Consider the following 17,903-nt stretch of genomic DNA (forward strand, 5'->3'; position numbering starts at 1 on the left):
GAGCTTGGGCTCAGCTCGCGGTCGAGTCCTTGGTCAGCGCGTCCATGAAGAGGTCGACGAGCGGACGGGCTTGCTCTTTGGTGCCGTGCTGCACGGAATAGGCGATGCCACCCATGAGGAGTAAAACATTGTCTGGGGCGACGTCCGTTCGCAGGCTTCCGTCCCGGGCGCCGGCCGTGAGGAGGGTGGCGACGGCGTCGGTAAGGAGTGCGCGGCTGTCGGAGTATGGATCGATGCCGGAGGCGATGACCGCGTTGAGGGCTTCGGACATTCCGCTCTTTGCGGTGGCGTAGTGGATGAAGTGTTCCATCCACATCCGGGTGGCCTCGGCGGCCGGGTGCTGGGTGAGAAGGTCGTTCACCTTCTCGCACACCTGGGTGAGTTGGCGCCGGTAGGCGGCGTCGATGAGGACTTCCCGAGTCGGGAAGTGCCGGTAGAGCGTGCCGACACCGACGCCCGCCTGCTTGGCGATGGCGGCAGGCGCGGTGTCCAGCCCCTGCTCGGCGAAGGCCTGCGCGGCGACCTCCAGCAGGCGCTCCCGGTTCTGCAGCGCGTCACTCCTGGTGCGGCGGGGCGTGGCGGGCATGCGGGTTCCTTCGGTGTCGGTCTCCAGTTGCTTTCCGGAATCCATTCCGCTTAATCTAACCGGAATAGGTTCCGGTATCACTCTACTTCAGGAGACTCCCATGCCCGCCCCCTCCGACAAGGCCTCACGTCACTGGTTCGTCACCGGAGCCTCCGGTGGGCTGGGCCGCCATCTCACCGAGCACGCCCTCCGCAACGGCGACCGCGTTACGGCGACGGTCCGCCGCCCGGCAGCTCTGGAAGACCTGCGCGAGACGTACGGCGACCGGCTGACTGTCGAGATCCTCGACCTCACGCGGCCGGCCGACGTGGACAAGGTGGTCGGCAGGACTCTCCGGTCCGGGCCGGTGGACATTGTGGTGAACAATGCCGGATACGCGGTTGTGGGCGCCGCCGAGGAAATGACCGTCGAGCAGATTCGCGACCAGATCGAGGTCCTCCTGCTCGCGCCAATGGTGATCACCCGTGCCTTCCTGCAGCCGATGCGTGCGCAGGGCGGTGGCCGGATCATCCAGATCTCCAGCGTGGGCGGCCAGGTCGGTATCCCCACTCACAGCTCCTACCACGCGGGCAAGTGGGGGCTGGAGGGCTTCACCGAGAGCGTCAGCCGCGAAGTCTCCGACTTCAACATTCACCTCACTCTGGTCGAGCCCGGCGCCACCCGCACCGGCTTTGCTTCAGCCCTGCAATACACCACCGAAACGACCGTCTACCGCGACAATGCCGTCGGCCAGACCCGGCACTACCTGGAAACCGCAGACGAGAGCGTCTTCACCGGCGACCCGGCCAAGCTCGCCGCCGCCATCTACGACACCACCCGCCACCCGAGCCCGCCACTGCGCCTGGCTCTCGGCTCCGACACCTATAGCGCAATCCACGCGGCACTCACCGAACGTCTCACCGCGCTCGAGACTCAGAAGGATCTCGCTGAATCTGTCGCCTTCACCCACTGATCCGCCCCACCGGCACGACCCGTCAGAAAATCTCGCCGCCATTACGGCCTTACGCATCTCCGCAACTGCGACGTCCGGAAGTCCGGCACGTCGTCTCACCCAGCACTCCCACGCGATCGCATCAGGCGTCGCCAGCAGATGAGCGTCGCGCATCCGAGAGTGAGGAACGCTTCGTGGATGTCGTCGCGTATCTCCCAGCGGATCCGCAAGCGGCGGAACCAATGCGGAGCGGTCAACGTCTCACACGCCAAGATCCGCGCGCTCGGCGAGCAATCCATGGCGACCCTGAAGACCTGGCGTCTCCTGCGCAAGCTGCGGTGCAGCACGAACCGCATCACCGCCTGCGTCCAGGCAGTCCTCACCCTTCACTTCAACTCCTCAAAGTGAGGTCGGAAACGGCTCACTCCACCCCGCCCGGCAGAGCTGGCCAAGGAGGCAGACGAATCCCTCGGCGCCTGGGAGACGGTGCATCGCGCCGTATCGACAAGATCCTCAGCCGAAAATGGCTTCACCGCAGGCTAATCGACGCCGGTAGCATCCGTGCGTGCAACGCATCCTCGTCGCCGGCATCAGCGGGGCCGGAAAAACCACCATGGCGCAAGCCCTCTCCGCCCGGCTCCAACTACCGTTCCACGAGATGGATTCGCTCAGGTTCACCGGCCCGAACTGGACAGTCGACCCCGACTTTCACCAACAGGTCGCGACGATCGCCGCTACCCCCGCCTGGATCGTCGACTCCATCGGCTACCCCGAAGTCCGCGACCTGCTGTGGACTAACGCCGACACCGTGATCTGGCTCGACTACCCCAAAGCCGTCGTCATGCCCCGCGTACTGCGCAGATCCCTGCGCCGGACCCTGCTCCGCGAGCGGGTCTTCGGCGGCAATGTGGAATCCCTGTCGCTCTGGTTCAGCGGCGACCATCCCGCATGGTCATCCTGGGCCCAACACGCTGCCCGCCGCGCCGAGATCAACCGCCGCACGACCGACCCACGCTTCGCGCCCCTGCGCGTCCTCCACTTCCGTTCCCCGCGACAGGCCACCATGTGGCTACGCGGCCAGCGACTACCCGCCTCTGGCTAACCCCGCCGTTCATGAACGCAGCGATCGCCGCCACCATCGCGCGGCATTCGCCAGCTACGTCGCCACGTACCTGAACAGCCTCCGCCTGGCGCAGCGACATGAGCGCCTGGCCCAGGTGAACCGCCAGTTCAGCTCGCCCTGGGACAGGTTGAAAACAGCTCTCTGTCCGCAGTTCCGTGAAACGGGTACCGGCAGGGTGGCCAGGATCGATTGTCATCGGCTCGTGGCAGAGTGCGCGGTCATGGAGATCGACACGTTCTGGGACGTCATCGAAGCCGCGCAAGCCGGGGCTGCCACAACGGGCGAGCCGTTTGACGAGGTTCTCGTCAAGCAACTCGCAGAGAGACCGCGGCAGGAGATCCTGGAGTATGCGGAACGCTTCGATAAGTTGCATGACGCCCTGTATCGCTCAGGTCCGCTGTCCCGCCGGAAAGAGCAGCGCACTGGAACCCGGTGAAACAGCACGGCGCGGACGCGATCGTCATCACTTTCAGCGTCCGCACCTGCCGCCCCTGTCCCTTCCAGGAACAATGCACCAGCTCCGCGCTTGGCCGGCGCATGCTCACCCTGCGCCCCAGGGAACCGCACGAGGCCCTCGTCCGGGCCCGCGCCGAGCAGAAGACCGAAACCTGGAATGCCAAGTACGCCCTGCGTGCGGGAGTGAAGGGGACCATCAACCAAGCCCTGGACATGACCGGCATACGCCGGGCCCGCTACCGCGGACTGCCGAAAGTCCGCCTCCAGCACGCCTTCTCCGCCACCGCGCTCAATGTGATCCGTCTCGATGCGTACTGGACCGGACACGACCAGCACCACACCCGCAGCAGCCACCTCGAACACCTCGCCTACCGACTCACGGCCTGACCCGGAACTGCGCAGCAGGATGGCGGTGTGCTGCGCGTCACTATGACCACGACGTCGGGGTTGGGCCAAATGCACGACGACCTCTCGGCGTCGCCTGAATCCAGGTTTTCAGCCGCCGCCGACACGACCGGTCCTCACGGCCAGAGTGGCGAGGGCAGCGTTCGCGCCACCAACTATGAGTACTCAATCGCTTCATCTGCCCCACGTGGAGGCGCCCTACCAGCGGATGCTGTCGCTGGATGAACGCTTGGAGGGCGCGGAGGGTCGAGCGGAGAGAACTGTCCCTCGCCAAGGTGACAGCACCCGCTCGACGCTTCGCGCCGAGCGAGCTCATGACGTTGATTCATATGAACATCCTGCGGGGAGATCCGTATTCCTCAGTGGTGGGACGCGTGGGGATCATGCGACAGGAGTGGCAAATTCCCCGTTCCGGAGTCCAAGCCGGCGCGTAGACGAACACCGCACTTGCGGCTTCACCGCGAGCGCTGCCCCTGGTCGGCCGCCCACCAGCCAGCCTTCCCCCACGTGAGGTCAGTGAGTTGAGCCACCGACGTGTCACCAAGAGGACCGGCGTCCTCGCCGCGGCTGCGGCGGCCGCGGTCGCCGCAGCCGCGATCATCCTGCCCGTCGCCAGCGCGAGTCCGGATGCGACTTCGACGGCGAGACCCGCCGTGTCCGCCTCCGCCTTGAAGGCGAAGACCACCACTGCCCTGTCAGAGGAGATCACCGCCCAGGGCGCCTTCCTCGCCGACGGCGCCGAGGGAAAACCGCTGTGGAGCAAAGCCGCGGACACCCCGCGTTCCCAGGCCAGCACAACGAAGATCATGACAGCTGTCGTGGTGTTGGAGACCCCCGGTCTGGATCTCGACCGCCAGGTCAGTGTCAAACAGGAGTACCGCGACCATGTCACCGAGAACAACGCCAGCACGGCGGATCTGAAGACCGGCGACACGCTGACGGTCCGCCAGCTTCTGCACGCCCTGCTGCTGCCGTCGGGCTGCGATGCCGCGATCGCGCTCGCTGACACGTTCGGCACCGGCGACACCATCGACGCCCGCACGAAGTCGTTCATCACCGCGATGAACGCCAAAGCCGCCTCGTTGGGTATGACGAAGACCACATACGACTCCTTCGACGGCCTCTCCCCGGACGACAAGACCACACCGCGCGACCTGGCCACCCTCGCCCGGCACGCCATGGCCGACACCACCTTCGGCGACATCGTCGAGAAGCAGAGCACCAAACAGAACGCAGCCAACGGCCGCACCTACACCTGGTTCAACACAAACCAGCTTCTCGGCTCCTATCCCGGAGCCATCGGCATCAAGACCGGCACCAGCACCCCGGCAGGTCCCTGCCTAGTCTTCGCCGCCACGCGTGAGGGCCGCACCGTCATCGGAGTCGTGCTCAACGACCCCAACCGTTTCATCACTGCAGCCACCCTGCTGGACTCGGTATTCCAGTCCGACACCGCAATCACCATGAAGCTGCGTCAGCTGCCGCCGGGGGCCCAGACCGACTGACCGCCCTGGGAGCCCTCAAGGCAACGCTCGACTGCAGTGGCATCCGCTCAGAGCGTCCAGGCCGGCCCGTAGCGCATGAGAGGAGGGTAAGGCCGTACGTGGCTTCGCCAGCCGTCGCACCGTGCGGTGGTGACGGACTCTGCTCGGCGGAGACCGGCAGAGGCCCCCACCGGAAGATCACCGCAATCAGTTGGGGGCCCGAACCCAAGGCTTGAGTTCGGGCCCCCAACTCAGCAATTCAGTCCGACTCTGTCGCGGTCTGCCTCGCAAAGAACGCTGCAGCGACGGCGAGTACGGCCGCAGTGTCCCTCCCGTCGAGATCAGACAGCGCACCGGCGATGACCGACATCCGATTCTGCAGCGTTGCACCACGCCAGGCCCGGGTGAATTCGGCAGCGGAGTCAGGCCGCGAAGGTTTCGCAGGTGCGGTCGGGCAGCACGTCCACGACCCGGCCGGCTGCGACGTCGACCAGCACGGTGCCGTAGGTGCAGCCCTTACGGAAGGCAAACTCGTCCACCCCCAGCACCCGCGGCGCACGGTCCGGAACCGACGGCGCTACCAGCAGCCTGAGCAGCCGGGTCCGGCCCGCAACCATCCGCAGGCGGCGGCACAGCCGTGCGGCCGGACGGCCGCCGAGCTCGATCGCGATCGACCGCAGCCAGCCTGTCAGCCCGGTGCTGGAGCGGCGGTGCCGCTCGGACAGCCCTGGCACCTGCTCGACGAACGTCTTACGGGAACAGCTCTTCCGGTCACAGAAGTACCGGCGGACCCGCAGCCGGACCATGGCCCGGCGAGAGCCCAACGGCCTCTCATCCAGGGCACGTTGGTACGTGCTGTGTCTACGCCTCGCCTGCGTCCCGCAGTCCGGGCACCAGCCCGGCCGAGCGGTGGACACCACCTCCACCACGAGGACGTCGGAGGAGTCGCTGACGCGCTCCACTCGCACATCGATCCCGGGAAACAGCACAGCCTCGACCGTCTTGCTCGCCATGCCGGGACATACTCTGCCGAAACGATCCCCTCGCTCGCTCCGCTGACCTGGGGATTCACGGAACTGCGGACAGAGCCTTGAAATTGGCCGCCCCCTGCTCAGGGGTGTCCCCGCACCTGCTCGCGATTCCCCAGCTGTGGAATGACCTCCTGAGGCAGGGGGCCCGTTTGTCCTCGGCCGATGATTAGGTCTGGTTCGCGATCCGGCGGCCGAGCTGTTCGAGGAACTCCTGCAAACTGGACGGGGTGACCTCGGAGCGGGGCCGTACTCACGGAAGTGCTCCGCCGCCGTCGCAGGTGAGTGGATGAAGCACCCGCTGTCGACGTCGGGCAGCGAGGCCTCACCGATCACCCAGTAGAGCGGGGTGGGCCGTTCGCGGGTGGGGCTGAGCTGGGGCTTTGACAGAACTCAAACCGCCGTTCCCAGTCGCGTGGAGATCATTACCCGACTGCGTGCATAGCGCAATCATGTAGGCCTCGGGCCCTCCGAAGCAGTGCCGCTCCGCCGACCTGATCGGCTGCAGCGTCATGGGTTTTCTCGTTACTCCACAGCGCGGCCGATGAGTTTGTGGCTCCCGGCCGGTCCAAGCTCGTGACACCTAGGAAAGGACACCGCCATGTCAGAGCTTCTCGTCGACTTCATCACCTCCCTCGACGGCCACGCATCGGGAGAGGGCTGGCCCGGGTTCTGGGGCCTCGAGGGCCCGGAGTACCTCGCATGGCTCGGCGAGCAGCCCGAGGCCACCTACCTGATGGGAGCGAACACCTACCGCCTGATGTCGGGCTTCGCCGCAGGCGAGGTCCCGAATGGCCAAGACGAGTTCAGGCCCGAGGAAGAGGCGTCCGTCGACGAGCTCACGCAAGCGTCCAAGGTGGTGTTCTCCTCCTCACTCGAGGAGCCACTGACGTGGGCCAACTCCACGCTCGTCCGCGACGACGCCGTCGAGGCGGTCCGCGCCATGAAGTCGAGTGGCTCGGGGCTCCTCAGCACGATCGGCAGCCTCAGCCTGTGCCGGTCCCTGCTACGAGCCGGACTCGTCGACCGCTTCCGGGTCGTGATGTTCCCGGTGATCACCGGGGCCACGGGCGAAGAACGCATCTACGACGGCTATCCGGACGTTGCCCTTGAGATGATCGAGCACCGCACCTTCGACGGCCGCATCCAGCTGGTCGAGTACAAGCCCCGCGTGCTCGAGCACCCGCCGCTCGGCGTCCCTGCGTGACGTCGCCCCGTCCGCCGGTCTGGACGGCCGCCAGGCCGGCGCCGGCGGCTTCGGTCGCTGGGCCCTCACACGCGCTCTTCACTCCCCACACGCTTCAAGACGCAACGAAGTGGAGGGAAGAGCGTCCCTGGCCGATTTTTTTCAGGGATCCTCATCAGCGTTGCCCAGGGCAGAACAGTTCACGTTCCGTAGCGGCCATGGTGCGCGCGTGAGAGAGCGGCGGCGCCCTGGCAGGCGAGGGTGGCGGCATCGTCTGCGTACTGGGGGATGTCGTCGGGCCATTTCGAGGTCGGCTGGAGGATCAGCAGCGAGACGGCACCGTGCAGGCACGCGCAGATGGCCCGGGTCAGCGCCGTCACATCGCCATGGAGCACGCCGGCGTCGGCGCATCGCTGCACCGTTTCCCGTAGGAATCGGAAGCAGGCGTCGGCGACCTGCTCAGTGGCGGCTGTCGCGGGTCCGGTCGCGACCAGGCGGTAGCGCAGGGGATGGTCGAGCCCGAACCTGATGTAGGCGACACTGCGCTGGTGGAGTTCGGCGAACGGGTCGGTGGTCTGGGCGCTGATGCTCAGCATCCGTCGGCCGAGCTCGTCCCAGACCCCGAGGCACACGGTGTGCAGCAGTTCCAGTCGGTTGTCGAAGTGCAGATACACCGAGGGGGTGCTGACCCCGACAGCCTGTGCCACCGCGCGGATGGTCACGCCGTCCTCGCCGGCGTCGTCGAGCAGCGTGCCGGCCGCTTCGATGAGCTCGTCCCTCAGTCGGCCGCCGTGGCCTCGCTTGGCGCGACTGCGCCGACGGCCTTCGGTTGTGCTGGCGCGGCCGTCGGCCGTGGTCTGGCCGGGTCCCTTAGTCATGGCGCCTCCGGAGGGCGACGAGTTGAGTGACGCGGGCACAGAGCCGGTCCTTGTCATCCCTGATGTCGATTTCCACGGCGACCGTTGACTTGCCGACGTGCAGCGGGCGGGAGGTCGCGAAGGCGCCGATGCCGTGTACGGGCCGCAGGAAGTGGGTGGTGGATTCCATGGTCGCGGGGACGGTGTCGGCGGTCCCGTTCAGCGTGGCGCACACGGCGCCGGCTACATCGGCCAGCCCCATCAGTGCCCCGCCGTGCATCGCGGCGCCGACGGTGGACTGCTCGGGCGTGTAGGCGAGTTGCGCGGTGACAGCGTCGGCCTTGAGGGCTCCGAAGCGTATCCCGAGCGTCCTGGCGAACGGCGCCAAGGTGTAGACGTCTTGCTCGGTGATGGTCATCGTGGGCCCCTCAAGTTGTCGCCGTTAAGTTAACGGTGACATGTTATGTGGGCGTCACGGTTCGTGTCCACGCCTGTGGCGCGAGGCTGCAGGGCTGTGCAGTCTTCCGGTGCCGATCGGAGGCGTGCTGAGAGACGCCGAGCTGTCACTCGGATGAGACAACTTCAAGTGTCTGGAGAACCGTCGAACTTCGGCTGCATTACCAGGTCACCGGGCAGAGTGCCTGGCATGGGCAGCTGGTCGCGGGCGTAGGCGTGTGCCAGCATCGGTTCCACCGGCGGTCGCAGCACCATACTTCCGGTCTACGGTCCGGCCGCCGAACCCGCGATTTGAGCAGGCCCGGTCAAGAGTTGTCCACAGGCGAAATCACTGGTTGGCGACGGACTCTACCGTGTTGCTCCAGCCGATCATGAGAACGGGGCAGGCGATGATGTACAGGGTGGATCTCGCGGTCCGGGTGGAGGACGCTCTGGCCGGACTTCCCGAGGAAGACCGACGCGAGGTCTTGGAGATGAAGTCCGCGATCCTGGTCCGGAGAGTCCTGGCCGGTGGCGGGCGGGTGGGACGTGCGGTTCGCGGCACGGTCGTGGGTGGCGTTCTCCGCATACGGGATCGAGGTGTACGACCTGGGGTGGGCGGGCTGAGCACTGCAGCGCCGCACCGGCCTTGCGGCGCTCCGCCTGCATCTTCTCCACGCTGCGAAGGCGGCGTGCGCCGGTCCTCGTCGTGAGCAGGACCCGGGCGTTCCCTCTAGAGGTGCACCACGCGATCGGCTCTCCGGTCGCCGGTCTGCCGGTACTTCCGGCATATGTGCCACGCGAGCATGATCATGTGCTCGCCGAGGTGGTGGGCCGTGCTGCCGCCGGCGACAGCGAAATCGCGGTGCTGGTGGGCGGGTCCTCGACTGGCAAGACCCGCGCCTGTTGGGAGGCCCTCAACATCCTGCGCGAAGGAGGCGAGCCATGGCGTCTGTGGCATCCCATCGATCCGCCCACTCGACCCGACGCCGTCCTGGCCGAACTTGCTGATGTCACCACGTACACGGTCGTGTGGCTGAACGAGGCCCAGTTCTACCTGGCGCCTGACGATCTCGGCGAGCAGGTCGCCGCGGGCCTGCGCAGCCTGCTGCGCGAGCCGAAGCGGGGCCCGGTCCTGGTGCTGGCCACCTTGTGGCCGAACCACTGGGACATGCTGACTACCCGCACGGAACCGGACCTGCACGCCCATGCCCGGGAGTTGCTGGACGGACGCAAGATCAGTGTCCCGGATGCCTTCAATGACGCTGACCTTGCCGCGCTGACCGCCGGCACCGACCGCGACCCCCGGCTGGCTGAGGCCGTCGAACACGCCAGCGGCGGCCAAATCACCCAGTACCCGGCCGGGGTGCCAGTCCTCATGGACCGCTACGAGGAGGCCCGAGGCGCAACCAGGGCACTGATCCACGCCGCCATGGACGCCCGCCGCCTCGGCGCCGGGCCGCGGCTGTCACTGGCGCTGCTGGCCGACGAGGCACGGTCGGTGATGGCTCTCGCTCAACCAGAGCTCATCCAGCGAGAGTCCGGCATCCCTGACAGGAGGCCGCCGGCCTCCAAACCATCACGCTCAACATTCCCTACGGCAGTCGCCAGTCCACTGGCTGCGCACCCTGCTTGATCAGCAGGTCGTTGGCGCGGCTGAACGGCCGCGAACCGAAGAAACCCCGGTCCGCCGACATCGGCGAGGGATGCGCAGACTCGATCGCCGGAAGATCCCCGAGCAACGGCCGCAGATTACGCGCGTCACGCCCCCACAGGACCGACACCAACGGTTTACCGCGCGCAGCCAACGCCCGGATGGCCTGCTCGGTGACCTCCTCCCACCCCTTGCCCCGGTGCGCCGCCGGCTTGCGGGGCGCCGTCGTCAGCGCCCTGTTGAGCAGCAGCACTCCCTGCTCGGTCCACGGCGTCAGATCGCCGTTCGACGGCCTGGACAGCCCCAAGTCCGTATGGAGCTCCCGGAAGATGTTCTCCAGACTGCCCGGCAACGAACGCACCTCAGGCGAGACCGCGAAACTCAGCCCGATGGCCATCCCAGGGGTGGGATAGGGATCCTGACCAACGATCAGGACGCGAACGTCATCAAAGGGCTGCTGGAAGGCCCGCAGGACATTCGCTCCGGACGGAAGGTAGGTCCGGCCGGCCGCTATCTCGGCCCGGAGGAAGTCCCCCATCGCAGCGACGCGTTCGGCCGCAGGTTCAAGAGCCTTCGCCCAGCCTGCTTCAACAAGTTCATGCAAGGGTCGTGGTGCCACGGCGCGTCACTCTACTGGTACGCGCCGTGCCGCGGCACAGACACAGAAGCCCTCATGCACGGCCGCCGCTCCGGGCGCTACCCTTCCCCCTCGTCGAGATCTTCGAACTGGTCGAGCAGATCGCGCAGCCGGTCACCGGGAAGGAGGGGAGCCTGTTGCATCCAGTGATCAAGCCACTCCGCCATCGTCATCACGCCTGGTCCGCCTCTCGCGCCCGATACACAGATCCCGGAACTCCCGCGCACGCGGTGGGGTTGTCCTTCTCGGTCGCTCCGGAGGTACGTCCGCTGCCGGGCAGCCTGATCAACATCTACCGGGAGCTCAACAACGACCTGGGCCTCCCCCACCCGTCCAACGGCGACCTGACCCCTTGGACGCAGCAGGGCGTACTGCTGCTCAACAGGGCGCTCACCACGGCCCCGCGCAAGCCCGCAGCGCACCGGGGCAAGGGCTGGGAGGAGGTCACCGAGCAGGCGATACGAGCGCTCGCCTCGCGCGGGCGCCCGCTGGTGTCCATTCTGTGGGGCCGCGACGCCCGCAATCTCCGCCCTCTGCTCGGCGACCTCCCGTCCATCGTGTCCGCCCACCCCTCCCCCATGTCGGCCGACCGCGGTTTCTTCGGTCCCCGCCCCTTCAGCCGAGCCAACGACCTCCTGGCCCGGCAGGGGGGTGCTCCCGTGGACTGGCGCCTGCCATGACCGGCGGCGCCGTCGGGCGTTCCGTCGTGCTCGCCGTGGACTCCGGTGGTTCCGGGATGCGCGCGGTGCTGGCCGTGGGCGGTGAGGTGCTCGGGGAGCCGCTCACCTCACAGGAGCCGGTGCGGACCGGGGCTCGGGGCATCGATGCCGGGCATCTGCTGGAGCAACTGCTTCCCATGGCACGGCGGTTGATCGACGGCGCCGGGCTCGGCCGCCCCGTCGCGGTGGCCGTCGGAGCCGCCGGGTTCGCCTCGCTCGGGGAGCAGATGCGTGCCGAACTTCCCTCTGCGCTGGCGCGCGAGTGGGGGGTGCGCCGGGTCGCGCTGGTCGCCGACGCGGTCTCCGCGTACGTGGGCGCGCTCGGCTCCCGGCCGGGCGCGGTGATCGCCGCCGGTACGGGACTGATCGCGATCGGCACGGACCTGGAGAGCTGGCGTCGGGCCGACGGCTGGGGGCATCTGCTCGGGGACTGCGGCAGCGGGGCGTGGATCGGGCGGGCGGGGCTGGAGGCGGCGCTGCGGGCGCACGACGGGCGGAGCGGCGGTTCCGCCCGGCTGCTGGCGCGCGCCGAGGAGTCGTTCGGTCCGGCCGACGGACTGCCCGGGCGGCTCTACCCCAGACCCGACCGCCCGGCGGTACTCGCCTCCTTCGCGCCCGAGGTGGTCGACTGCGCCGCCGACGACCCCGTGGCGGCCCGCATCCTGCGCACGGCGGCCCGGCACATGGCCGACTCCGCGGCCGCCGTCTGTCCGGCCTCGGGCGAGCCCCGAGTGGCGCTCACCGGGGGCCTGTTCAAGTTGGGCGAGCCTCTCCTCGTACCGCTGGAGGCGGAGTTGGCGGAGCGGTTGCCGTACGCGCGGCGGGTGGCCGCGGAGGGTGATCCGCTGCGCGGTGCCGTGCGTATCGCGGCCGACCTGGCCGTCGACGGACTCCGATTGCCGTACGACAAACGGATGTTGTACGTGGTGGCCGAAAAGTAGTATCTGAAATACGAAGCAAACCGGCCTGTCGGACAACCACCACTGTGGGCGGCCAAGAACGCCGCTCAGCAGACAAATGCGGTATCGATCGGTATCGATCGGCCCTGATCGGCACGTACCTCATCAGACAAATCCGGACGGATACCGCTCACCTGCACCCTCCCCGAACAGGGGAACCCAAGAAGCCAGTAACATGCGGCGCCATGAGCTCCCCCACTGGGCCCGCGTCCGGCCTGCCAGTACGAATGCCGCGACCCCGTCAGCCGGGACGGCATCGCCGCCCCGAGCCGCTGGCGGCTCCCGAGGGCGCGCCCGCGCTCGTCCTCGCGGTGCCCGGCACGCCCAGCGCCGCCACGCGCGGCCTCGCCGAGGAGGTCGTGAGCATCGCCCGCTCCGAGCTGCCCGGTCTCGACGCACGCATCGCCTACGTCGACGGTGGCTCCGACGAGTTCCCCACGCTGCAGTCGGTGCTCACGCACGCCGCCGAGGAGCGCACCGCCCGTTACGAGCAGGCACGCGCCGCCGGCCTGGACGTCAAGGAGCCCGACGGCCCCGTCGCCGTCGTCGTGCCCCTGCTGGCCGGCCCCGACAGCGCGACCCTGCGCCAGGTCCGCCAGGCCGTCATGGAGAGCAAGATCGCGGCCGAGCTGACCGATGTCCTCGGTCCGCACCCACTGCTCGCCGAGGCGCTGCACGTGCGGCTGTCCGAGGCGGGTCTGGCGCGTGCCGACCGGGCCCGGCTGTTCACCGTGGCCACCGCCGCCGACGGCATCATCCTCGCCTCCGTGGGCGGCGAGGAGGCCGTGCAGGCGGCCGGGATCACGGGCATGCTGCTGGCCGCGCGTCTCGCCGTGCCGGTGATGGCCGCCGCGCTCGACCAGGACGGCTCGATCAACTCCGTGGCCGAGCAGCTGCGCTCCTCCGGCTCCCAGCAGCTCGCGCTCGCGCCGTATCTGATAGGACCGGAGATCGACGCCGGTCTGATCGAGGCGGCCGCGAAGGAGGCGGGCTGCTCCGCGGCCGAGGCACTGGGTCCGTACCCGGCGATCGGCAAGCTGGCGCTCGGCAAGTACACGACCGCGCTCGGTATCGCGCCGCAGCAGCCGCAGGGCATGCCGGTCCGCTGACCGCATACGGCCGAGGGCCCGCTCCTCTCGTAGGAGCGGGCCCTTCGTCGTGCCTGTCGCGCCTGTACCGCGTCAGACGTCGAGGACCACCCAGGAGGCCGCAGGGGCCTCGATCGAGCCGCCTCTCACCGGCACACCCGTGTCCTGGTCGGGCGTGAACCAGGTGACGTCCCCTGAGTGCTGGTTGGCGACGTACAGCGTTCCGGCGGCGTACGTGATGGCGCGCGGCCAGCGGCCGCCGCAGGGCACGGTCGTGACCAGGCGCAGGTCGGCGCCCTCCACCGCGAGCACGGACAGGACGTCCACGCCGCGCGTCGCCGTCCACACGAAGCGGCCGTCGGGCGACACGGCGATGCCCGAGGGGTACGCGTCGCCGTCCGGGGTGGTCGGCAGTACCGGTGTCTCCGTCACGGGCTCCAGTTGGCCTTCTGCGGCGTTCCAGCGGCATGTGGTGACGGTCGGGGCGAGTTCGTTGAGCACGTGGACGTACGATCCGTCCGCGCCGTTCGGGTTGAAGGCGAGGTGGCGTGGGCCGGAGCCTGGGCGCAGGGCGGTCTCGCTGTGTACGACGGGGATTCCGCCCTCCACTGTGCACACCCGTACCGAGTCCGTGCCCAGGTCCACGCCCAGCACCCAGCGACCGGTCGGGTCGGGCTGGACCTGGTGGGCGTGGGGCTGTCGCTGACGGGGGTGGCAGAGCGTGCCGGATGCGGTGTCTGCCAGGGTGCCTGTGCCGTCGGGGAGGAGGGGTACGGCGGTGATGCTGCCTGAGCCGTGATCGGCGGTCAGGATGTGGTCGGCGAACAGGCAGAGGTGGGTGGGGGCGCTGCCGACCGGTACGGGTGCGTGGGCCAGCTCGGGCTTGTCGTCGGTCACTCGGTAGGCGGCGACCGTGCCTTTGGGTGTCTCGCTCACCGCGTAGAGGGTGTGGCCGTCCGGGGAGAGGGTGAGGCAGGAGGGGTCGGGGAGGTCGTTCGTGGTGCCGAGGGGGGTCAGTGCACCGGTTTCCTCGTCCACGGCGGCGAGGAGTATGCCGAGGCCTCCTGCCGATGTGAATGAGCCGACGTATGCCCGTCGTCTGCCTTCTGCCACTGCCGTCCCCTCCCGCTGGTCTGTTGTGCGGGCCACCTTAGCAATAGGTCTAGACCAAAGGGAGTTTCTTCGCCCCCGCCGTCCCTACCCGTCCCGTCCCACAAGGGCTGCGCCCCTTCAGCCCCCGCGGGAGAGCTCGGTCCAGTCGGTGCGTCGGCGGGTGCGGGTGGGTGGGGGTTTCTCGCACAGTTCCCCGCGCCCCTGAAGGGGCGCCTCAGGGCTGGGCGAAGGTCGTGCCCTGTAGGGGTTGGGAGAGGGACGTCAGGGCGTGTTCCAGGCGTTGGAGGTGGGCCAGGGCCTGTTCGGCGCCAGGGTGGTGGGGCGAGGGCTCGACGTGGGGGCGGGTGAGGTGTTTCGGGGACGCGCCCACCAGTGTTGCGACGGCCGACTCGACGCGGTGGCAGGCGGCCGTGAGGCGGGTGTCGTGGGAGGCCTCGGGATCGGCGGCCACGGCGGCGAGACCGCGGGCTTCGCGGGCGCAGTCGTCCAGCAGGGCCAGTACCCGGCGGGCCCGCTCCTTGCGGGGGCGCAGCGGGTTGAGCGGGTGCACCAGGGGCGCGAGGGAGAGTCGTACACGCCCCAGAAGCGCCTCCAGCTGCGCCACGCGCGGGGCGGGGTCCGCGTCGGGGTCACCGGCCAGGCGCCGGGCCGCCGTCGCGGTGCAGCCGTGCACCTCGTGCAGGGCCCGCCGTACCCAGCGGTTGGTGACGGCGTCCGTGGTGACCGGCAGGATCAGCACCACGGCGAGCCCGGCGCCGAGCGCGCCGACCCCGGTCTGGGCGAGCCGGAGGCCGAGAAGCGCCGGGGTCAGGACACCGAGGAGACCGTAGAGCAGGCCCGCCATGACGGTCACGCACAGCATCATCCAGCTGTACGACAGGGCGGCCGTGTAGAAGATGCCGAACACGCAGACGGCGATGAGCGCGGCGGTGGGGGCCGGGGCGCCTTGCAGGGGTACGGCGACCAGGAGTCCGACGAGGATGCCGGTGATCGTGCCGAGGAGGCGGCGGAAGCCGCGTACCAGGGTCTCGCCGCGTGATGTGGTGTTCACGAAGATCCACCAAACCGTGCCGACGGCCCAGTACCAGCGCTCCTGGGAGAGAACCTGGCCCGCGGCCATCGCGAAGGCGCAGGCCGCGAACGCCTGGAAGGCCTGGCGGGTGGTGGGGCGGGCGAGCCCACGGTCGTCCTTCGGGGCGGGCGCGGCCGGGGGCGGGGTGCGCCGTTCAATGCACCAGGCGCCGAAGCGGACCGCCGAGGAGGCCACCAGCGAGAGGGTCATCGCCGTGTACAGGTCCGGCAGTTGGGCGGGAACGGCGTGCAGGAACTGGGTGACGAAGAACGTCATGAAGGCGAAGATGCCGAGCGCGTGGCCGCGCGGTCCCCAGCGGCGGGCGTACACACCGCAGAAGATCACCGCGAGCCAGACGGCGTCACGCAGGGTCGGCGTCTCGTGCAGCACCGTCGCGAGAGCCAGGGCCGGGAAGCCCACAGCGGGCAGTAGCGCGGTGGTGACCGCCTGGCCGCGCACGGTCGGGTCGGCGACCGTGAACAGCGCGAGGAGCGCCGCGAGTCCGCCCGTGATCGAGGCGGTCAGCGACAGCCCGGCCAGCTCCGACAGAGTCACCGCGAGCGCGATGCCGAGCACCGCCCGCAGGGAGACCCGCAGTCGCAGCAGGCCCGGGTCCGGAGCCATGAACATCCTCTTCACCGTCGCCCGCCCGCCCCTCTCCCGTACAGATCCCGTACAGATGCGTGTCCTCATGACATGGGAATGGCGCCGCGGGCACGGATCCGGCTTCATTGCCGTCCTGCGCTGCGCGGCGCCATGTGATGGGCATCAGCAAAGCATCCGGGGAGCAGTGGCTCAACCGGCGTCCGGTTTACTGGGCCATTGGTACAGTCGCCCGTGATCGCCGGACCTCGCAGGGAGGCCAACGGACCATGGCTGTGGACGAACTGGACACCCGCATCCTGCGGCTGCTGCTGGAGCAGCCGCGTACCAGCGTGCGCGAGTACGCCCGTATCCTCGGCGTCGCCCGAGGCACGCTCCAGGCGCGGCTGGACCGGCTGGAGCGTGACGGTGTGATCACCGGTTCGGTGCCGTCGCTGTCCCCCGCCGCGCTCGGCCACCCCGTGCTGGCCTTTGTGCACATCGAGGTGACCCAGGGGCACCTGGACGATGTGGGGGACGCGCTGGCGGCCGTACCGGAGATCGTCGAGGCGTTCTCGATCACCGGCGGCGGCGATCTGCTGACACGGGTCGTGGCCCGGGACAACGCGCATCTGGAGGACGTGATCCAGGCCCTGATCAGTCTGCCGGGCGTGGTGCGCACGCGTACGGAGGTGGCGCTCAGGGAGCGGGTGCCGTACCGGCTGTCGCCGTTGGTCGAGTCGATCGGCCGGGCCACGAAGAAGTGATCGGCGGAGAAGTGATCGGCGGAGAAGTGATCGCTGAGATCCTGGGGTCATGAGCATTCTCGGCAGCACTTCGGTCATCTTCGATCTCGACGGAACGCTCGTGGACAGCGAGCCGAACTACTACGAAGCAAGCCGTCGGACCCTGGCCGAGCACGGAGTCACCGGCTTCAGCTGGGCGGACCACGAGCGCTACGTGGGCATCAGCACCCGGGAGACGGTCGTGTCGTGGACCGAGCGGTACGGTCTGGACGCGCCGGTCGAGGCGGTCCTCGCCGACAAGAACCGCCACTACCTGGAGTTGGCTCGCGCCGGCACGCATGTCTACCCGGAGATGCGGAAGTTCGTGGAACTGCTGGCGGCCGCCGCGGTGCCGATGGCCGTGGCCTCGGGTTCGTCCCGCGAGGCCATCGAGGTGATCCTGAAGGGCACCGGGCTCGACGCGCGTCTGCGGACCGTCGTGTCGGCGGACGAGGTCGACCGTGGCAAGCCGGCGCCCGATGTGTTCCTGGAGGCGGCCCGGCGGCTGGGTGCCGCCCCGGCCGACTGTGTGGTGGTGGAGGACGCGGCCCCGGGCGCGGTCGCCGCCCACGCGGCCGGGATGCGGTGCGTCGCGATCCCGTACGTCGCCGCTCAGGCGGACGATCCGGCGTTCGCGACCGCGGGGCTGTTGGTGCGCGGTGGGCAGGAGGAGTTCGAGGCAGGGGATGCGTACGACTGGATCGTGGCGTCCCGTTGAGCGGCATCGTGCCGGGAGCCCGGTCCGCCAAAGGTATCGGTGGACCGGGCTCCGTCGCTTGCTCATGCCGGATCAGGACGCCGTG

Annotated in this window: 18 protein-coding genes and 3 pseudogenes; 13 read left to right on the forward strand and 8 right to left on the reverse strand. The window is 68.8% G+C overall.

Annotation, left to right across the window (positions count from 1 at the left end):
* Positions 1-10: 10 nt before the first annotated feature.
* Positions 11-586, reverse strand: coding sequence for a TetR/AcrR family transcriptional regulator (locus tag CES90_RS24805; RefSeq protein ID WP_189783614.1), 576 nt, complete (start codon positions 584-586; stop codon positions 11-13).
* A 100-nt stretch (positions 587-686) separates the two neighbouring features.
* Between CES90_RS24805 and CES90_RS24810 the strand changes: the two genes are divergently transcribed.
* Positions 687-1,538: an SDR family oxidoreductase gene (locus tag CES90_RS24810; protein ID WP_189783613.1), complete on the forward strand. Its 852-nt coding sequence runs from the start codon at positions 687-689 to the stop codon at positions 1,536-1,538.
* Positions 1,539-1,633: 95 nt separating this feature from the next.
* On the opposite strand, the pseudogene CES90_RS24815 reads toward CES90_RS24810, so the two are convergent.
* A pseudogene (locus CES90_RS24815) lies at positions 1,634-1,762 on the reverse strand (IS5/IS1182 family transposase); the annotation flags it as partial.
* A gap of 4 nt (positions 1,763-1,766) precedes the next feature.
* Between CES90_RS24815 and CES90_RS24820 the strand changes: the two are divergent.
* The 5 genes and pseudogenes from CES90_RS24820 to CES90_RS24840 form a co-directional block, all read left to right on the forward strand.
* Positions 1,767-1,925, forward strand: a pseudogene (locus tag CES90_RS24820) (IS5/IS1182 family transposase); the annotation flags it as partial.
* A 157-nt stretch (positions 1,926-2,082) separates the two neighbouring features.
* Entirely contained in the window at positions 2,083-2,619 is a 537-nt protein-coding gene (locus CES90_RS24825; RefSeq protein WP_189783612.1) for an AAA family ATPase, read from the forward strand.
* Between the two features lie 241 nt (positions 2,620-2,860).
* Positions 2,861-3,076: a DUF4240 domain-containing protein gene (locus CES90_RS24830; protein ID WP_189783611.1), complete on the forward strand. Its 216-nt coding sequence runs from the start codon at positions 2,861-2,863 to the stop codon at positions 3,074-3,076.
* Positions 3,073-3,483, forward strand: a complete 411-nt coding sequence (locus CES90_RS24835; RefSeq protein WP_189783610.1) for a transposase — start codon at positions 3,073-3,075, stop codon at positions 3,481-3,483. The genes CES90_RS24830 and CES90_RS24835 overlap by 4 nt, the downstream gene beginning before the upstream one ends.
* Positions 3,484-4,097: 614 nt before the next feature.
* Positions 4,098-5,006 (forward strand): D-alanyl-D-alanine carboxypeptidase family protein, encoded by a 909-nt coding sequence (locus CES90_RS24840; protein WP_189783631.1) that lies wholly within the window; start codon positions 4,098-4,100, stop codon positions 5,004-5,006.
* Between the two features lie 401 nt (positions 5,007-5,407).
* On the opposite strand, the gene CES90_RS24845 is transcribed toward CES90_RS24840, so the two are convergent.
* A complete protein-coding gene (locus CES90_RS24845; RefSeq protein ID WP_189783609.1) occupies positions 5,408-5,998 on the reverse strand; it encodes a transposase family protein in 591 nt (196 codons plus the stop codon).
* A gap of 616 nt (positions 5,999-6,614) precedes the next feature.
* Here CES90_RS24845 and CES90_RS24850 point away from each other — a divergent pair.
* Positions 6,615-7,220 (forward strand): dihydrofolate reductase family protein, encoded by a 606-nt coding sequence (locus CES90_RS24850; protein ID WP_044577946.1) that lies wholly within the window; start codon positions 6,615-6,617, stop codon positions 7,218-7,220.
* Positions 7,221-7,399: 179 nt separating this feature from the next.
* Here the strand turns inward: CES90_RS24850 and CES90_RS24855 are convergent, their stop codons facing one another.
* A complete protein-coding gene (locus tag CES90_RS24855; protein ID WP_189783608.1) occupies positions 7,400-8,077 on the reverse strand; it encodes a TetR/AcrR family transcriptional regulator in 678 nt (225 codons plus the stop codon).
* On the reverse strand, positions 8,070-8,474 hold the full coding sequence (locus tag CES90_RS24860; protein ID WP_189783607.1) for a PaaI family thioesterase: 405 nt from the start codon (positions 8,472-8,474) through the stop codon (positions 8,070-8,072). The genes CES90_RS24855 and CES90_RS24860 overlap by 8 nt, the downstream gene beginning before the upstream one ends.
* Positions 8,475-9,305: 831 nt before the next feature.
* On the opposite strand from CES90_RS24860, the gene CES90_RS24865 reads away from it, so the two are divergent.
* Complete coding sequence (locus CES90_RS24865; RefSeq protein ID WP_189783606.1) at positions 9,306-10,127, forward strand: hypothetical protein; 822 nt, start codon at positions 9,306-9,308, stop codon at positions 10,125-10,127.
* Here the strand turns inward: CES90_RS24865 and CES90_RS24870 are convergent.
* A complete protein-coding gene (locus tag CES90_RS24870) occupies positions 10,087-10,764 on the reverse strand; it encodes a uracil-DNA glycosylase (protein ID WP_189783605.1) in 678 nt (225 codons plus the stop codon). The genes CES90_RS24865 and CES90_RS24870 overlap by 41 nt on opposite strands.
* Positions 10,765-10,997: 233 nt before the next feature.
* On the opposite strand from CES90_RS24870, the pseudogene CES90_RS24875 reads away from it, so the two are divergent.
* From CES90_RS24875 to CES90_RS24885, 3 genes and pseudogenes are all read left to right on the forward strand, one after another.
* Positions 10,998-11,462, forward strand: a pseudogene (locus tag CES90_RS24875) (uracil-DNA glycosylase); the annotation flags it as partial.
* Complete coding sequence (locus tag CES90_RS24880; RefSeq protein ID WP_189783604.1) at positions 11,459-12,442, forward strand: N-acetylglucosamine kinase; 984 nt, start codon at positions 11,459-11,461, stop codon at positions 12,440-12,442. The pseudogene CES90_RS24875 and the gene CES90_RS24880, both read left to right, overlap by 4 nt.
* A gap of 203 nt (positions 12,443-12,645) precedes the next feature.
* A complete protein-coding gene (locus tag CES90_RS24885) occupies positions 12,646-13,569 on the forward strand; it encodes a sirohydrochlorin chelatase (RefSeq protein WP_189783603.1) in 924 nt (307 codons plus the stop codon).
* Between the two features lie 72 nt (positions 13,570-13,641).
* Here CES90_RS24885 and CES90_RS24890 read toward each other — a convergent pair whose 3' ends face one another.
* Complete coding sequence (locus tag CES90_RS24890; RefSeq protein WP_189783602.1) at positions 13,642-14,661, reverse strand: lactonase family protein; 1,020 nt, start codon at positions 14,659-14,661, stop codon at positions 13,642-13,644.
* A 214-nt stretch (positions 14,662-14,875) separates the two neighbouring features.
* Positions 14,876-16,363, reverse strand: coding sequence for an FUSC family protein (locus CES90_RS24895; RefSeq protein ID WP_189783601.1), 1,488 nt, complete (start codon positions 16,361-16,363; stop codon positions 14,876-14,878).
* Between the two features lie 242 nt (positions 16,364-16,605).
* Here CES90_RS24895 and CES90_RS24900 point away from each other — a divergent pair, with 242 nt between their 5' ends.
* Together CES90_RS24900 and CES90_RS24905 are read left to right on the forward strand one after the other, a co-directional pair.
* Positions 16,606-17,082, forward strand: a complete 477-nt coding sequence (locus CES90_RS24900) for an Lrp/AsnC family transcriptional regulator (protein ID WP_189783600.1) — start codon at positions 16,606-16,608, stop codon at positions 17,080-17,082.
* Positions 17,083-17,131: 49 nt separating this feature from the next.
* Positions 17,132-17,818 (forward strand): HAD family hydrolase, encoded by a 687-nt coding sequence (locus CES90_RS24905; protein ID WP_189783599.1) that lies wholly within the window; start codon positions 17,132-17,134, stop codon positions 17,816-17,818.
* Positions 17,819-17,903: the final 85 nt, after the last annotated feature.

The sequence above is a fragment of the Streptomyces capitiformicae genome (genome assembly GCF_002214185.1).
Taxonomy (GTDB): domain Bacteria; phylum Actinomycetota; class Actinomycetes; order Streptomycetales; family Streptomycetaceae; genus Streptomyces; species Streptomyces capitiformicae.

Bases quoted from the DNA above. Each gene is read 5' to 3' on its own strand.
- CES90_RS24805 (WP_189783614.1), bottom strand. From the start codon at position 586: ATGCCCGCCACGCCCCGCCGCACCAGGAGTGACGCGCTGCAGAACCGG.
- CES90_RS24810 (WP_189783613.1), top strand. From the start codon at position 687: ATGCCCGCCCCCTCCGACAAGGCCTCACGTCACTGGTTCGTCACCGGA.
- CES90_RS24830 (WP_189783611.1), top strand. From the start codon at position 2,861: ATGGAGATCGACACGTTCTGGGACGTCATCGAAGCCGCGCAAGCCGGG.
- CES90_RS24845 (WP_189783609.1), bottom strand. From the start codon at position 5,998: ATGGCGAGCAAGACGGTCGAGGCTGTGCTGTTTCCCGGGATCGATGTG.
- CES90_RS24850 (WP_044577946.1), top strand. From the start codon at position 6,615: ATGTCAGAGCTTCTCGTCGACTTCATCACCTCCCTCGACGGCCACGCA.
- CES90_RS24855 (WP_189783608.1), bottom strand. From the start codon at position 8,077: ATGACTAAGGGACCCGGCCAGACCACGGCCGACGGCCGCGCCAGCACA.
- CES90_RS24860 (WP_189783607.1), bottom strand. From the start codon at position 8,474: ATGACCATCACCGAGCAAGACGTCTACACCTTGGCGCCGTTCGCCAGG.
- CES90_RS24880 (WP_189783604.1), top strand. From the start codon at position 11,459: ATGACCGGCGGCGCCGTCGGGCGTTCCGTCGTGCTCGCCGTGGACTCC.
- CES90_RS24885 (WP_189783603.1), top strand. From the start codon at position 12,646: ATGAGCTCCCCCACTGGGCCCGCGTCCGGCCTGCCAGTACGAATGCCG.
- CES90_RS24895 (WP_189783601.1), bottom strand. From the start codon at position 16,363: ATGTTCATGGCTCCGGACCCGGGCCTGCTGCGACTGCGGGTCTCCCTG.
- CES90_RS24900 (WP_189783600.1), top strand. From the start codon at position 16,606: ATGGCTGTGGACGAACTGGACACCCGCATCCTGCGGCTGCTGCTGGAG.
- CES90_RS24905 (WP_189783599.1), top strand. From the start codon at position 17,132: ATGAGCATTCTCGGCAGCACTTCGGTCATCTTCGATCTCGACGGAACG.